15 protein-coding genes are annotated in these 13901 nt (G+C 59.8%); 5 read left to right on the top strand and 10 right to left on the bottom strand.

The window, feature by feature from the left end; translation table 11 throughout:
* Positions 1-69 precede the first annotated feature (69 nt).
* Positions 70-1674, top strand: a complete 1605-nt coding sequence (locus ACOI8A_RS01945; protein ID WP_420651253.1) for a methyl-accepting chemotaxis protein — start codon at positions 70-72, stop codon at positions 1672-1674.
* Positions 1675-1746: 72 nt separating this feature from the next.
* Here ACOI8A_RS01945 and ACOI8A_RS01940 read toward each other — a convergent pair whose 3' ends face one another.
* Both ACOI8A_RS01940 and ACOI8A_RS01935 read right to left on the bottom strand, forming a co-directional pair.
* Entirely contained in the window at positions 1747-1983 is a 237-nt protein-coding gene (locus ACOI8A_RS01940; protein ID WP_420649645.1) for a DUF2789 family protein, read from the bottom strand.
* A 47-nt stretch (positions 1984-2030) separates the two neighbouring features.
* Positions 2031-2246: a hypothetical protein gene (locus ACOI8A_RS01935; protein WP_420649774.1), complete on the bottom strand. Its 216-nt coding sequence runs from the start codon at positions 2244-2246 to the stop codon at positions 2031-2033.
* A gap of 466 nt (positions 2247-2712) precedes the next feature.
* Between ACOI8A_RS01935 and ACOI8A_RS01930 the strand changes: the two genes are divergently transcribed.
* The 3 genes from ACOI8A_RS01930 to ACOI8A_RS01920 all read left to right on the top strand — a co-directional run bounded on the left by ACOI8A_RS01930 (position 2713) and on the right by ACOI8A_RS01920 (position 4519).
* A complete protein-coding gene (locus tag ACOI8A_RS01930) occupies positions 2713-3183 on the top strand; it encodes a hypothetical protein (protein WP_420649646.1) in 471 nt (156 codons plus the stop codon).
* Positions 3180-3377: a hypothetical protein gene (locus tag ACOI8A_RS01925; RefSeq protein ID WP_420649647.1), complete on the top strand. Its 198-nt coding sequence runs from the start codon at positions 3180-3182 to the stop codon at positions 3375-3377. The genes ACOI8A_RS01930 and ACOI8A_RS01925 overlap by 4 nt, the downstream gene beginning before the upstream one ends.
* 128 nt (positions 3378-3505) lie before the next feature.
* Complete coding sequence (locus ACOI8A_RS01920; RefSeq protein WP_420649648.1) at positions 3506-4519, top strand: ABC transporter substrate-binding protein; 1014 nt, start codon at positions 3506-3508, stop codon at positions 4517-4519.
* Positions 4520-4636: 117 nt separating this feature from the next.
* Here ACOI8A_RS01920 and ACOI8A_RS01915 read toward each other — a convergent pair whose 3' ends face one another.
* Together ACOI8A_RS01915 and ACOI8A_RS01910 are read right to left on the bottom strand one after the other, a co-directional pair.
* Positions 4637-6769 carry a TonB-dependent receptor gene (locus ACOI8A_RS01915; RefSeq protein WP_420649649.1) on the bottom strand — a complete coding sequence of 711 codons (2133 nt, stop codon included), beginning with the start codon at positions 6767-6769 and terminating at the stop codon, positions 4637-4639.
* Positions 6770-6862: 93 nt separating this feature from the next.
* A complete protein-coding gene (locus ACOI8A_RS01910; protein ID WP_420649650.1) occupies positions 6863-7249 on the bottom strand; it encodes a DUF2946 domain-containing protein in 387 nt (128 codons plus the stop codon).
* A 94-nt stretch (positions 7250-7343) separates the two neighbouring features.
* Here ACOI8A_RS01910 and ACOI8A_RS01905 point away from each other — a divergent pair, with 94 nt between their 5' ends.
* Positions 7344-7784, top strand: a complete 441-nt coding sequence (locus tag ACOI8A_RS01905) for a DUF3995 domain-containing protein (protein WP_420649651.1) — start codon at positions 7344-7346, stop codon at positions 7782-7784.
* A 4-nt stretch (positions 7785-7788) separates the two neighbouring features.
* Here ACOI8A_RS01905 and ACOI8A_RS01900 read toward each other — a convergent pair whose 3' ends face one another.
* From ACOI8A_RS01900 to ACOI8A_RS01875, 6 genes are read right to left on the bottom strand one after another with little or no spacing between them, the layout of a single operon-like run.
* Positions 7789-8151 (bottom strand): Na+/H+ antiporter subunit G, encoded by a 363-nt coding sequence (locus tag ACOI8A_RS01900; protein ID WP_420649652.1) that lies wholly within the window; start codon positions 8149-8151, stop codon positions 7789-7791.
* Entirely contained in the window at positions 8148-8426 is a 279-nt protein-coding gene (locus tag ACOI8A_RS01895) for a K+/H+ antiporter subunit F (RefSeq protein WP_330206202.1), read from the bottom strand. Before ACOI8A_RS01895 ends, ACOI8A_RS01900 begins: the two co-directional genes overlap by 4 nt.
* Positions 8423-8911: a Na+/H+ antiporter subunit E gene (locus tag ACOI8A_RS01890; RefSeq protein WP_420649653.1), complete on the bottom strand. Its 489-nt coding sequence runs from the start codon at positions 8909-8911 to the stop codon at positions 8423-8425. The genes ACOI8A_RS01895 and ACOI8A_RS01890 overlap by 4 nt, the downstream gene beginning before the upstream one ends.
* Positions 8908-10587, bottom strand: a complete 1680-nt coding sequence (locus ACOI8A_RS01885) for a monovalent cation/H+ antiporter subunit D (protein ID WP_420649654.1) — start codon at positions 10585-10587, stop codon at positions 8908-8910. Before ACOI8A_RS01885 ends, ACOI8A_RS01890 begins: the two co-directional genes overlap by 4 nt.
* The gene (locus ACOI8A_RS01880; RefSeq protein WP_003192163.1) at positions 10584-10928 is read right to left on the bottom strand and encodes a Na+/H+ antiporter subunit C; all 345 of its coding nucleotides are present in this window, start codon (positions 10926-10928) and stop codon (positions 10584-10586) included. Before ACOI8A_RS01880 ends, ACOI8A_RS01885 begins: the two co-directional genes overlap by 4 nt.
* Positions 10928-13846, bottom strand: a complete 2919-nt coding sequence (locus ACOI8A_RS01875; RefSeq protein ID WP_420649655.1) for a monovalent cation/H+ antiporter subunit A — start codon at positions 13844-13846, stop codon at positions 10928-10930. Before ACOI8A_RS01875 ends, ACOI8A_RS01880 begins: the two co-directional genes overlap by 1 nt.
* Between the last annotated feature and the right edge of the window lie 55 nt (positions 13847-13901).

Genomic DNA, 13901 nt, shown 5'->3' with positions numbered 1-13901 from the left:
TCATGGATAATGGCGTTGTAGTGGCGCTTAATGCAGCCACAACAATGAGAACAGCGTGGGGTGACGAAGATGACGAGAGATGGATCTCTGGTTGGGGCTCTGCCTGCACCAGTGCTTTTGCCGAAAAACCGCTGGCTGACGCCGACCCTGCAAAGCATCGCGCTGATGCTGTTGCTGGCCGGGATGACCCTGGGTGGCTGGTCGCTGTATATCGGCATGCCGGTGGCGGTGCTGATTGTCTGGCTGCCGCGCCTGCGCTCCCGTGCGAACCGCGCTGTGCAATCTGCCGATAGCGGTAGTGCGATGTCCGAGCTGACTCGCGACCTTTCCTACACCACCAGTCATAACGCTCTGTCAGCTGCCGGTGTGGCGTTTTCCGTCAAGGAGCTGGCGGGAAAACTGCAATCGCAACTCGATGCCGCTGCGCAAATCGTCAATAACGCTGAAGTGATGATCGCCACCGAGCAGGCGACTTCGCAGCTCAGCCGTGAAGCTTTAAGTGCTGCCAGCGAAGCGCATCACAGCAGTGCGGCAGGGCGAACCGAGTTGGTTGGCTCCATTGCGCTGATGCATCAACTCAGCCAGCGTGCCAGTGCCAGTCGCGAAATGATCGAAGCCTTGAGCCAGCGCAGTGACGACATCCAGCGCGTGACTTTGGTGATTCAGTCGATCGCCAGCCAGACCAATCTGCTGGCCCTGAATGCCGCGATTGAAGCGGCGCGGGCCGGTGAGCATGGTCGCGGGTTTGCGGTGGTGGCGGATGAAGTCCGTGGGCTGGCAGCGCGCACGGCGACGGCTACTGGCGAAGTGGGCGAGATGGTTGCCGACATTCAAAAGCGCACCGCGCAAGTGGTCGAGCAGATTCGCCAACTGTCCGATGATCTGCACACTGGTGTCGAGCAGGTCGAACACACCGGCCAGCATCTGGAGAATATCGCGCTACTGGCGGCAGGGGTGGAAGGTCAGGTCAGCGAAATCGCCCGTGGCGCCGAGACCAATCGCGAACAACTCGATAGTCTGTTCATCGCCATCGAGCAGATGCGCAGCGATCTGGCGATCAGCGATCAACAGACCCGACGTCTGGCCGAGGCGGCGGTGCAGATGGAAGGGCAGGCCGAAACCATCAGCGAGCGCCTGGCTGAAGTCGGTCTGGATGACTATCACCAGCGCATTTATGACTTGGCGCTTGAAGGTGCGGGTCAGATCACCGAGCGCTTTGAAGCTGATGTCGATCAGGGGCGAGTCAGCCTCGAGGACTTGTTTGATCGTCAGTATCAGCCGATTGCCAACACGCAACCGCCGAAGTTTCAGACTCGCTTCGACCGCTACACCGATCAGGTGTTGCCGGCGATTCAGGAACCATTGCTGCCGCGCCATGAGGGGCTGGTATTCGCTATCGCCTGCACGCAGCAGGGGTATGTGCCGACACACAATCAGCTGTTCAATCAGCCGCTGACCGGCGATGCGCAGGTCGATAGCGTGAACAATCGCACCAAGCGCAAGTTCGCTGACCGCACCGGCATTCGTTGCGGCAGTCATCAGCAACCGGTGCTGCTGCAGACCTACACCCGCGATACCGGCGAACTGATGCACGACCTGTCGGTGCCGATCATGGTCAAGGGCCGGCACTGGGGCGGTTTGCGTCTGGGCTACAAACCGCAAAAGCCGCGTTGAGGCATTGTTGCTTGAACTGCAATTAATCCGTGCACGGCGGTCGCTGTCGGCGACAGCCTGCACTGATCGCGGTTATTTGCCGTCGTGCAGACGCACGTTCAGCTCATCGACGACGATCGCCTCCTCACCGTCAGCCCGTAACCACTCTTTGAGAAGTTGAGCCTGTTGCGGGGTCCAGAAGTCGGCATCGATCAATTTGGTCTCGGCATCCAGCGGGTGCGATTCGATGAAATCATCAATGGCGGTGCCCTCAGAAGGCAGTCCCAGTTGATCGAACAGGGTCTTCAGATCATAAGTAGGCAATTGCATCATGTGCTCCTTTGGCAGACGCCGGGGTGGCGCGGTCAATCTCTCTTTCATCTGAGGCGGTCACTGGCCAGGAGTTCGATCTGCGATTCAAGCGCGCGGGCGAGAGCGCAAGCCTTGTTGTGATCTTCGCGGAAACCTCTGACACGTCCGGTGGAAATTTCCTTGATATGAAAGAAACCAATTCCGGCCGGAATCACCTGAAACAAGGGCGGTTGACCGCATTGATCCTCCGCGCGCAGCCCTTGCAAACCTTCGATATGCATCGTGAAAGGGGCGCTGGCTTGGGCGTTTGCGGGCAAAAACAGATGGCTCAGAGTGCACATATGAAGTCCTTTTCATGGATTGGCCCGCATTTACAGGCTGTTACGGGTAGTCGCGAACAGCGTCGCTGCTCTAGAATCGCCAACAGCGGTTGACGGCATGGCGTTATCTAAAGCAATTTTTTGCCTGCGATATGTCGGAAACGTGCTTTTCTTACTGAGTTTTTTCCCTAAAGTTTGTAGTCAGTTTCTCTGGCCTGCATGGAAGCGCGGTTCTTCAACATTTGGAGAACGTCTTTGTGGGTTTCGCGAGTGACATTCCAGTAGTCTTGGGAACCTCGCGATGAATCGGCACTCTGCTCGGTTCAGGTTTTTATTTGATTGATTCGGTAACACCGTCGGCCTGGCCGTTATTTCTGCCGTGCGCGCTTTTCGCGCAGGCACTCTTTTCAAGTGTGGGGACGTTTCTTTGGCAGTCAGTAACCTCGATATGCATGCTTTGTTCGTGCTGGGTGATTTGCGCGCAAAGCTGGTCAAGCTGTTCCAGTTGCGTTTTGTTTACATCACCGAGCAAAACGCCGAAGGCATTTACGTTGCCGAGATCGACACTGAGTCGGCGTTGGTGGTCGACGACAAGCCGGGTCTCAAGCTCAAGGTCGGTGATCACTTCAGCGCGGCAGTCCTGCCCAGCCGTGAAGGCGGCAAGCTGGATCTGCGCTTTCGCGAGATCAAACTCACCGTCTATGGCTTGGGCGATTACGCATTTGTCACGACCGCCGATGGTCAGGCGATCCTGTTCAAGGAAGGCCACAGCGTGGTCACCGTGTTCGCTGCGAACGAGCAGTTGCAGGAAGGTCTGACCAAGACTTTGAAAGCCGTGACCGCCAAGGCGGCCAAGTGGCGCAAGGGTGAACTCGTCACGTTCAAGGCCAGCGAGTGAGCCGCGCCGATTTCCATTTGCAGAATCTCGACAGCGCCCGGGTCGAAGCTCAGCGACTGTTTGCTGCCAAGGCCGACATGCAGGGCGCCTGGCTTGGCTGGGTCGCATCGCAGATCTACAGCTTGCAGCCGGCGGAGTACGCCAGCATGGTCAGACGCGAGCTGCAAAGCTTGAAGGAAAAGTCTGAAACGTAACCTCGTCCGCGGCATGCCCCGGAAAAACCAGGAACCTCGTCTACAGTCAGTTGACTGAGTATTCAGAGGCTTGCGGTCTTCTGTCAGGCCATCCTGCTATTGCTGTGAACAGCACGAGGTGCAAAAGCATGAACGGATTTCGACGGTTGCTGGCTGCCTGTCTGGCCACGCTGGGCGTGTTGACGGTGGTGCCAGCGGCGAATGCTGCGCCGGCGCCCATCCACTTCGCCGACCTGAACTGGGAAAGCGGCAGTCTGATCACCGATGTACTGCGCATCATTGTCGAGAAAGGCTACGGCCTGCCGACCGATACGCTGCCGGGCACCACCATCACCCTGGAAACCGCGCTGGCCAACAATGACATTCAAGTGATTGGCGAGGAGTGGGCGGGGCGCAGTCCGGTATGGGTCAAGGCTGAAGCCGAGGGCAAAGTCATCAGCCTCGGGGATACGGTCAAGGGCGCGACCGAAGGCTGGTGGGTGCCGGAATACGTGATCAAGGGCGATCCGGCCAAGGGCATCAAGCCGCTGGCGCCGGATCTGCGCAGTGTCGATGACCTGAAGAAGTACAAGGACGTGTTCAGGGACCCCGAGAATCCGAACAAGGGGCGCTTCCTCAATAGCCCGATTGGCTGGACTTCGGAAGTGGTGAACAAGCAGAAGCTCACTGCCTACGGGTTGCAGGACGACTTCACCAATTTCCGCAGTGGTTCCGGCGCGGCGCTGGATGCCGAGATCAGTTCATCGATCCGCCGTGGTAAACCGGTGCTGTTCTACTATTGGTCGCCGACGCCGTTGCTCGGTAAATTCAAACTGATCCAGCTCGAAGAACCGCCGTTCGATGCCGAGGCGTGGAAGACGCTCACCGATGCGGATAACCCGAATCCGAAGCCGACGCGTTCGCTGGCTTCGAAGTTGTCGATTGGTGTGTCTGCGCCGTTTCAGAAGCAGCATCCTGAGATCGCAGAGTTCTTCAGCAAGGTCGATTTTCCGATTGAGCCGTTGAACAAGGCTCTGGCCGAGATGAGCGAAAAGCACACGGCGCCTCGCGAGGCAGCGGTGGCGTTCATGAAGGCGCATCCGGATGTGTGGCAGGCGTGGGTGCCGAAGGATGTGGCAGACAAGGTGTCGGCCGACCTCTAGAAAGTCTCGGATGTTGCCCCTGTAGGAGCTGCCAAAGGCTGCGATCTTTTGATCTTGATGTTTAAATAAAGTCAAAAGATCGCAGCCTTCGGCAGCTCCTACAGGGTGATGTGGCTTTTAGAACTTGGTTTGTACCGCTAGCTCGAAGGTGCGTGGCGTGCCCAGATAGTACGCCGGCGATACGTGCGCAAACTCGGCATACACCTCATTCGTCAGGTTGCGCACCCGGCCAGTCACCGTGGTGTGCGCATCCACCTTGTAGCTGAGAAAGCTGCCAAACAACGTATAGGACGGCACGGTCATGGTGTTGGCAGTGTCAGCAAACACCGACGCCACGTACCGCGCATCAACCCCTCCTTGCCACTGCGGCGAAAAGTCGTAGGTCAGCCACAGATTGCCAACCCGATCCGGCACGTTGGTCGGTGTATTGCCCTTGCGTGAAACCACCACGCCAGCCGCGTTCTTCTCGTTGAATTCATCGTATTGCGCGTCGACCCAGGCGAAATTTCCCTCGGCCAGCAACTTGTCGGTGATCCGCAACGAACTGGCGATCTCGATCCCCTTCGAAGTCTGCTGGCCGACTGGAATGCTGCTGGTCGGATCCAGTGGATCAGTCACGGCGAAGTCCTTGCGCTCGATGGTGTAAGCAGCAACCGTCGCCGAGCCACGTCCATTCAGGTAGTCGAACTTGCTGCCGATTTCCCATTGTTTGCCGGTCGAAACATCGAAGTCCTGCGTGCCGTTCGGCTGTTCGGCGGCGGTGCTGTATTGCACATACACATTGGCTGACGGAATGAATTGATAGGTCAGGCCGACGCGCCCGGTCACCGGTTCCCAACTGCGCTTCAAGTGGCGCGGGTTGGCAGCGGTCACCGTGCGGTGGTTAGTCACGTCGAGGTCGATGTCGTCGTAGCGCACGCCGGTCAGCAGCGCCAGCTTGTCGGTCAATGCCAAGCGATTCTCGGCGAATAACGCCTTGGTCGTGACCTCGTTGGTCTTGTCGCTGACGAAGCCCGGTTTGGTGCCGGGAATGTCGTAGAAGTGCCCCGGTCGATAGTTGTTCGGGTCGACACTGCTCGCACCTTTGATGTTGAGTGGCGAGTTGGTGGTCTGGTTGACCTTGTACTCGAAGCCGCCGGACCAAGTGGTATCGAGGCCGAACAGCGTGTTGTCATGGCGCAGTTCGAACTGGTTGCCGTTCTGTTCACCCTGATGCCGAACCTGATACGCGGTGGAGCGATTTACCGCGCTGTTGTCGGCGTTGTATTGGTAGGTTTCGAGGTTGCGGTAATCGCGCTGGCTGTCGAGGTGGTACAGGGTGTTGCGCAGGGTGGTGCTGTCGTTGATTCGGTAGTCGATGATCGAGCGCAGCCAGATAGTGCGTTGCTCGTAGCGCCCGTCCTCGACGTTGTAATTGTTGAAGCGGTTGTGCTTGTCGATCTTCAGTTCGCCAGCCTTGGGATTGAGCACTGGCGTGCCCCAGTACGGACTGTCTTCCTGTTCGTCCTGATATTCCACGGCCAGGGTGTGCGACAGGTTCGGCGTCAGGTCGCTGAGCAGCGAAAACGCCACACTCCAGGCATCGCGTTCCTGGCGGTCAATGTAGCCGTTGCTGGTGTTGTGGCTGACGTCGAGGCGTGCGTAGTGCTGCACGTCGGCGCCGGGTTCGGTAAGGGCGTGATTCAGACCGAATGCGGTTTCGGTTGTGTCATAGGTGCCGTAGCTGACCCGACCTTCGATGGCCCGCTCGTCGCGGGTCGCGAGTTTGGTCACGTAGTTCAGCGAACCACCCACCGAGCCTGCGCCGTTGATCAGCGAGGACGGGCCGCCGACCAGTTCCACCCGGTCATAAATCCACGAATCCACGGGCCGTGCCAGTCCGCCGGAGACGTTGATGCCGTTGAACATCTGCGTGATCTGACTGCTGGTGAAGCCGCGATAGGAAACGAACCCGCCAAACCCCGGCGGGGCGCTGGCGTTGACCCCGGGCAGGGTGTTGGCGGCGTCCTGAAAGTTCTGCGCGCCATGGCGTTCGATGTCGTTGCGGTTGGCGATAGCGACTGAGGCGGGGGTCTCACGAACGCTAAGACCGAGGCGTGAGGCCATGCCGCTGGATTGCTCAAGGCTCAAACCCGGTTCAGCAGCGGATTCGCCATCAATGGTGATGGGCGCCAGATCCACGGTGGATTGCGCCCAGGCGTTGACGGACAGGCAGCCGCACAGGCTCGCCAGCAAGGTAAGTTGTTTCATCGTTTGAATCCTGAATGCTTGTCTAGGAGTCAGCGCACAGGCGAACGCCGCGCGTTGGCGCAGTGGGCTGACAAATCAAAAAGGCAAAGACACTCAGGCGAGCGGCGGGGCGCGCGGGTTGGCCGAAGGCCAGATGAAGCGGGCAGGCAGATCGGGGCTGACAATCAGCGGCAGCGGCGGGCTGTGTTGTTCCGGCAGGATCGCCAAGGTCAGGCTGGAGTTGAATGCCGGGCCCATGCCGCCGGTGGAACACAGCGGACAACCAAAGGCCTTGGCCAGCGTCGGCAATTGTTCTTCAGAAGGATTGCTGGCGAGCGGCGCCTGGGTGCTCGGGTCGACAGCGCAGAACTGGCCGCCGATACCGTTGAGCTGCATGCCGACCATTTGCCCGTGACCGATGCTGCAGGCGAACACGTTGAACAGGACGCAGCAATAAAGCATCCAGGCCAGTAGTGAACGATCGGAACGGGAGAATTTCATGGGGCGGCACTTTACCCCACTGCCGGCCGGTCGTGCACATCAAAAAAAGCCGACTAGGATAGTTTGTTCAAATCCCTTTCAAGGATTCTCGACCATGACCTTTGTGTTGGCTCAATGGCTGGTGACGACTTTCGCGGTAATCAGTCTGGTGCATGTGTACTGGGCGCTGGGTGGGCAGTGGGCAGCAGTGGCGGCGGTGCCGCACATTCCGGTGGAGGGCGGCGGGCCGAAGTTGCGGCCGGCGTTCAAGCCGCGTGGCTGGATGACGTTTCTGGTGGCAGCAGCGTTATTGGTGATTGCGTTGCTGGTGTGTTTGCGTGTCGGGTGGTGGTTGCCCCCGGTGCATCACTCGGCGTTGCAATGGGTGATCAGCGCGATTGCGCTGTTGATGTTTGCTCGGGCGATTGGTGATTCGAATCTGGTAGGTTTTTTCAAGGAAGTGAAAGGCTCGCGGTTTGCCCGGCTCGACACTTGGGTTTACTCGCCATTGTGTCTGGTGTTGGGAGCCGGGTTGTTGGCGGTGGCTTGGGTTTGACCGGTTAGCTACCGGTTTCAGTGCGCCGGCTACTGACTTCCGCCGGCACGTCATCGCCAGCCATACGCTTGCGAAACAACGCGGCCCGCGCCAGCAGCAGCGTTGTCACGGGTACGGTGATCGACAGCAGAATCGGAATCAGCCAGGCGTGAAACACCGGGCCGGACTTCAGCGCGGAAAAACAGATGATCGACGCCAGCGCCACGCACCAGGCGCCAATCGTTGAAGCCAGCGCCGGCGGATGCATACGCTGGAAATAATCCTTCATGCGCAACAAACCGACCGCACCGAGCAACGCAAAAATACCGCTGAGTACCAGCAGGATCGCCACTGGAATTTCCACCCACAGAGACAGTTCCGCGTTCATTCGATCACCTCGCCACGCAGGAGGAATTTCGCCAGGGCAAACGAGCCGACGAAGCCGAACAGCGCGATCAGCAGCGCCGCTTCGAAGTAGGTGTCACTGGAATACCGAATCCCCAGCGTCAGCATCATCAGCATGGCGACGATGTACAGATAATCCAGCGCCAGTACCCGATCCTGTGCGGATGGGCCTTTGAACAGGCGGATCAGCGTCAGTACCATGGCCAGAGAAAACAGGAACAGCGTCAGCAGGATCGCGTTCGACAGCAGCGAGCTCATTCGAAAATCTCCATCAACGGTCGCTCGTAAGTGACCTTGAAGTGCTGGATGAATTGCGCCTCGTCATCCAGATCGAAAACGTGCAACAGCAAGATGCTGCGGTCCAGTGCCAACTCCGACCACACCGTGCCGGGAATCACCGTGGTGATCATCGACAGCGCCGCCAGACCGTTGGCATCACGTAAATCCAGCGGCACCTTGATGAAGCGCGAGCGCGGCGGGCGGCGACCAGCATTGAGTACGCCCCAGGCCACGGCAAGGTTGGAAACGATCACGTCACGCCCGACCAACAGGAACAGACGCAGGATCACAGCGGGGCGATGGATGCGCACTCGCTGCGGACGTAATTTGCGCATCATCAACGGCGCACAGAAACCCAGCACGGCACCCAGAAGGATGTTGCCGGGGCTGATCGACACGTTGAGTACCAGCCACAGCAGCCACAGAGCCAGCGACAGCCATGGTGCAGGAAACAGACGCTTCATGGCTGCACCTCGAGCATCGCGGCTTTGGCTTCCGGACTTGGCACCACGCGCGTGCCGAGCACCGCCATCACGTACTGCTGCGGGTTATTCAGCGCATCGGCGGCTGCCTGGGTGTAGCGCAACAGCGGCTCGGCCTTGAAGGTCAGAAGGATGCTCAGACCAAGTAGCAGGAAGATCGGCGCGCATTCGAGTTTGCGCAGCAGCGGCGATGGGCGCTCTTCAGGCGTCCAGAAACGCTGGATGCCCAAGCGCGAGAACGCCATCAGCGAACCCAGCCCCGTGAGAATCAACAGCGCCAGCAACGCCCACGCTGCATTCGAGATCGGCTCGTCTGCACCGAGACCCAAAGGATTGAGCAGGGCGCCGATCAAGCTGAGCTTGCCGATAAACCCGGACAGCGGCGGCATGCCGATGATCAGCAGTGCGCAGGCAATGAAGCTCAGGCCGAGGAACGCCATGGTCCACGGGATCACCTGGCCAACCACGGCTTTCTGCTCGTCGTCGAGGTTGATGCCTTTGGGCGGTTGCAACGATTCCTGTGGACGCGGAAGGAAACCACCTTCGTCCTCCAGCGGGATTTCGTTGGCCGAACGCGAACGTTCGATCAACTCCGCCAGCAGGAACAATGCACTCAGTGCCAGAGTCGAGCTGACCAGATAGAACAGCGCCGCGCCGATCAGCTTCGGTTGGGCGAAACCCACTGCCGACAGCAGAATCCCCGCCGACACCAGAATGCTCAGGCTGGCCATGCGCTCCAGTCGCTGCGCGGCAATGATTGCCACGCCCGCGCAAACCATGGTCGCCATACCGCCGTAGATCAGCCAGTCGCCACCAAAGTAAGCCGATGCGCCGGCCTGGCCGGAGAACAGCAGCGTCCACAAGCGCAGCAGGGTGTACACGCCGACTTTGGTCATGATTGCGAACATCGCCGCCACCGGTGCACTCGCCGAAGAATAGGCCGGCACCAGCCAGAAATTCAGCGGCCACATGCCGGCCTTGGCCAGGAAGGCTACTGCCAGAATCCCCGCGCCGGCGTGCAACAAGCCACGATCAGCTTCCGGTACCAGAGGAATCTTCAGCGCCAGATCGGCCATGTTCAATGTGCCGGTCACGCCGTAAATCAGCGCCGCGCCGATCAGGAACAGCGATGACGCCAGCAGGTTGATCGAGATGTAATGCAGCCCCGACGACACCCGCGAGCGCCCCGAGCCATGCAGCAACAAGCCGTAAGACGCGGCGAGCAACACTTCAAAGAACACGAACAGGTTGAACAGATCAGCCGTCAGGAACGCGCCGTATAAACCCATCATCTGAATCTGGAACAACGCGTGGAAACTCGACCCCGCGCCATCCCAGCGTGCCATGGCGAACAGCAGCGCGCTGACGCCGATGATCCCGGTCAGCACCAGCATCAGCGCCGACAATCGATCAACCACCAGCACAATGCCGAACGGCACCTGCCAGTTGCCCGGCAGATACACGCCGATGGAGCCGGGAACGCCTGTGGTCTGTGTCCATTGCAGCAGCATCACTGAAATAAACAAGCCGAGCAGACTCGAGAACAGATTGATCTTGGCCTTCAGCGGCCGGTGTTTTTCGCCGAGCATCAGCATGATCGCGGCGGTCAGTAGCGGCAGCAGAATCGGTGCGGCGATCAAGTGGGTCATCGCCATCATTCTTTAGGCTCCCGGCCGTCCACATGGTCAGTGCCGGTCAAGCCGCGCGACGCCAGCAGCACCACGAGGAACAGTGCGGTCATGGCGAAGCTGATGACGATCGCGGTGAGTACCAGCGCCTGCGGCAGCGGATCGGTGTAATTGAGCAAGTCCTGCGGCACGCCGTCCTTGATGATCGGTTCTTTGCCGATAAACAGGCTGCCCATGCTGAAGATGAACAGGTTGACGCCGTAAGACAGCAGGCACAGTCCCATCACCACCTGGAACGTCCGTGGCCGCAGGATCAGCCACACGCCAGACGCGGCGAGTACGCCGATGGCGATTGCGATGACTTCTTCCATCAGACGGCTCCTTTGGTGGCGACGGATTTGGGTAGGGATGCAGTCTTGTGACCACGCACCGATTGGTGGGCGAGGGCGGTGAGGATCAACAATGTCGAACCGACCACCACGCCATACACGCCGATGTCGAAGAACAGCGCACTGGCGACGTGGATGTCACCCAGAATCGGCAAGCTGAAATGCCAGGTGTGCGTGGTAAGGAATGGATACCCGGCGACCATCGCGCCGAGGCCGGTGGCCGTGGCGAACAGCAGGCCGGTGCCCATCCAGCGCAGCGGACGCAGGCTCATTTGCGCCTCGACCCACTGCGTGCCGGCGACCATGTATTGCAGGATGAACGCCACCGACATCACCAGACCGGCAACGAAACCGCCACCCGGCTGATTGTGCCCGCGCATGAACAGGTAGAACGACACCACCAGCGCAATCGGCAGCAACAGACGCACCAGCACTCCCGGCACCATCATGAAACCGAGCGCGGTGTCGCTGGCCGAACGCGGGTTGACCAGGTCGGTGACCACGTCCGGCGCGAGCAGACGTTGCTGGGCTGGCAGTTGCAGGCTTTCTTTCGGTGGGCGGAAACGCCGGAGCAGGGCGAACACGGTCAGCGCCACCGCCACCAGTACGGTGATTTCGCCGAGGGTGTCGAAACCACGGAAGTCCACCAGCATCACGTTGACCACGTTGCTGCCGCCACCCTCCGGCAGAGCACGGCTGAGGTAGAACGAAGAAATGTCGTTCGGCGTTTGCCGGGTGAGCATCGCGTAAGACAGCAACGCCATGCCGCCACCGACCGCAATCGACAACAGCAAGTCACGCAGACGTCGGACCTTGGCCCTGCGCACGCTGCTCGGCAATGGCGAGACTTCCTCGATACGTCGCGGCAGCCAGCGCAGGCCGAGCAGGATCAACACCGTGGTCACCACCTCGACCACCAGTTGCGTCAAGGCCAGATCCGGCGCGGAGAACCAGACGAAAGTCACGCAAGTCATCAGCCCGCAAACACTGACCATGGTCAGGGCGGCGAGACGGTGGTACTTGGCTTGCCACGCGGCACCGAGAGCGCAGGCAATCGCCAGCAGCCACAAGGTCACGAACACAATGGAACCGGGGATCTTCGGCCGGTCGCCCCAGCTCAGGCTACTGTGCAGCATCGGGATCAGCCCGGCGAGCACCGCCGCCAGCACCATCAGGAACAACTGCGATTGCAGGCGTTTGGTGCCGATCCGCCGTTCCAGACGACGGGCCAGACGCATCATCACTACCAGACTGCGCTCGAACATGCGCTTGCCGTTGAGGCGCCCCGCCAGCGGCGGGTACTTGAAGCGCCCGAGTTTGAGCTGTTTGCGCAGCAACAGGTACAGGACGATGCCGCCGGACATGGCGATCAGGCTCATGATCATCGGCGCATTCAAGCCGTGCCAGATCGCCAGACTGTATTCAGGCAGCACGCCGCCAACCACTGGCAGCGCGGCCGCGGCGAGTAGCGGGCCGACGATCTGCGCCGGGAAAATCCCCACCAGCAGGCAGGTGAACACCAGCAGTTCCACCGGCGCACGCATCCAGCGTGGTGGTTCGTGCGGTGTGTGCGGCAGGTCGGTGGCAGTCGGGCCGAAGAACACATCAACAGTGAAGCGCAGCGAGTAGGCAACGCTGAACATGCCGGCGATGGTCGCAACGATAGGCAGGGTCATTTCCACCCACGCCGTGGCGTTGATGAACACGGTCTCGGCGAAGAACATCTCTTTCGACAGGAAACCGTTGAGCAGCGGCACTCCGGCCATCGAGGCGCTGGCGACCATCGCCAGCGTCGCGGTGAACGGAATCAGTTTGAACAGACCGTTAAGCTTGCGGATGTCGCGGGTGCCACTTTCGTGGTCGATGATCCCGGCAGCCATGAACAGCGAGGCCTTGAAGGTCGCGTGGTTGAGGATGTGGAACACCGCAGCCACAGCGGCCAACGGGCTGTTCAGACCCAGCAATAAAGTAATCAGGCCGAGATGGCTGATGGTCGAGTAGGCCAGCAAGCCTTTGAGGTCGTTCTGGAACATCGCGCAATACGCGCCGAGCAACAGCGTACAGGCCCCGGCGCCACTGACGATGTAGAACCATTCTTCACTGCCGGACAGCGAAGGCCACAAACGCGCAAGCAGGAAGACCCCGGCCTTGACCATGGTCGCCGAGTGCAGATAAGCCGAAACCGGAGTTGGCGCCGCCATGGCGTGGGGCAGCCAGAAGTGGAAGGGGAATTGCGCACTTTTGCTCAATGCGCCAATAAGAATCAGAGGTAGGAGAACAGGGTAGAGGGCATGTGCGCGAATCAGATCGCCGGCGGCCAGGACCTTGTCGAGGTCATAGCTGCCAACCACATGGCCGAGAATCATGACTCCCGCCAGCAGGCATAATCCTCCCGCACCGGTGACCATCAGCGCCATGTACGCGCCACGACGGGCATCGTGGCGATGGTGCCAGTAACCGATCAACAGGAACGAGAAGAGGCTGGTCAGCTCCCAGAAAAATACGATCTGGATCAGGTTGCCGGAGATCACCAGCCCGAGCATGGCGCCCATGAACGCCAGAAAAAACGCGAAAAAACGCGGCACCGGGTCATCCGGCGACATGTAATAACGGGCGTATAAAGAGACAAGGGTGCCGATGCCGAGCACCAGCATCGAGAACAGCCAGGCGAAGCCGTCCATGCGCAAAACGAAGTTCAGGCCCAGGCTGGGCAACCAGACGAACTCTTCGCGGATTACACCGCCATTGGCGATTTGCGGGTACATCATTGCAACCGAAACGGTGCCGATCAGGGCGACCAATCCGGCCAACAGGGATTCAGCGTTACGCGCGTTGTGCGGCAGCACCGCTGCCAGACAGCTGCCCACAAAAGGCAGAAGCAGTAGAACTATCAGGGACATAGGCTTCTAATCTGCGGAAGTTTGTGAAGCATCATACGTGCCAGCTCCCGGATCG

Origin of the sequence: Pseudomonas sp. P4795, from assembly GCF_048822895.1 — a bacterium.
In the GTDB taxonomy this organism is placed as follows: Bacteria; Pseudomonadota; Gammaproteobacteria; order Pseudomonadales; family Pseudomonadaceae; genus Aquipseudomonas.
The sequence above is the reverse complement of the archived record's forward strand: the minus strand, read 5'-3'. Positions and strand labels throughout refer to the sequence as shown.

Coding starts and splice junctions, on each gene's coding strand:
- ACOI8A_RS01945 (WP_420651253.1), top strand. CDS start 70: ATGACGAGAGATGGATCTCTGGTTGGGGCTCTGCCTGCACCAGTGCTT.
- ACOI8A_RS01940 (WP_420649645.1), bottom strand. CDS start 1,983: ATGCAATTGCCTACTTATGATCTGAAGACCCTGTTCGATCAACTGGGA.
- ACOI8A_RS01935 (WP_420649774.1), bottom strand. CDS start 2,246: ATGCATATCGAAGGTTTGCAAGGGCTGCGCGCGGAGGATCAATGCGGT.
- ACOI8A_RS01920 (WP_420649648.1), top strand. CDS start 3,506: ATGAACGGATTTCGACGGTTGCTGGCTGCCTGTCTGGCCACGCTGGGC.
- ACOI8A_RS01915 (WP_420649649.1), bottom strand. CDS start 6,769: ATGAAACAACTTACCTTGCTGGCGAGCCTGTGCGGCTGCCTGTCCGTC.
- ACOI8A_RS01910 (WP_420649650.1), bottom strand. CDS start 7,249: ATGAAATTCTCCCGTTCCGATCGTTCACTACTGGCCTGGATGCTTTAT.
- ACOI8A_RS01905 (WP_420649651.1), top strand. CDS start 7,344: ATGACCTTTGTGTTGGCTCAATGGCTGGTGACGACTTTCGCGGTAATC.
- ACOI8A_RS01900 (WP_420649652.1), bottom strand. CDS start 8,151: ATGAACGCGGAACTGTCTCTGTGGGTGGAAATTCCAGTGGCGATCCTG.
- ACOI8A_RS01895 (WP_330206202.1), bottom strand. CDS start 8,426: ATGAGCTCGCTGCTGTCGAACGCGATCCTGCTGACGCTGTTCCTGTTT.
- ACOI8A_RS01890 (WP_420649653.1), bottom strand. CDS start 8,911: ATGAAGCGTCTGTTTCCTGCACCATGGCTGTCGCTGGCTCTGTGGCTG.
- ACOI8A_RS01885 (WP_420649654.1), bottom strand. CDS start 10,587: ATGATGGCGATGACCCACTTGATCGCCGCACCGATTCTGCTGCCGCTA.
- ACOI8A_RS01880 (WP_003192163.1), bottom strand. CDS start 10,928: ATGGAAGAAGTCATCGCAATCGCCATCGGCGTACTCGCCGCGTCTGGC.
- ACOI8A_RS01875 (WP_420649655.1), bottom strand. CDS start 13,846: ATGTCCCTGATAGTTCTACTGCTTCTGCCTTTTGTGGGCAGCTGTCTG.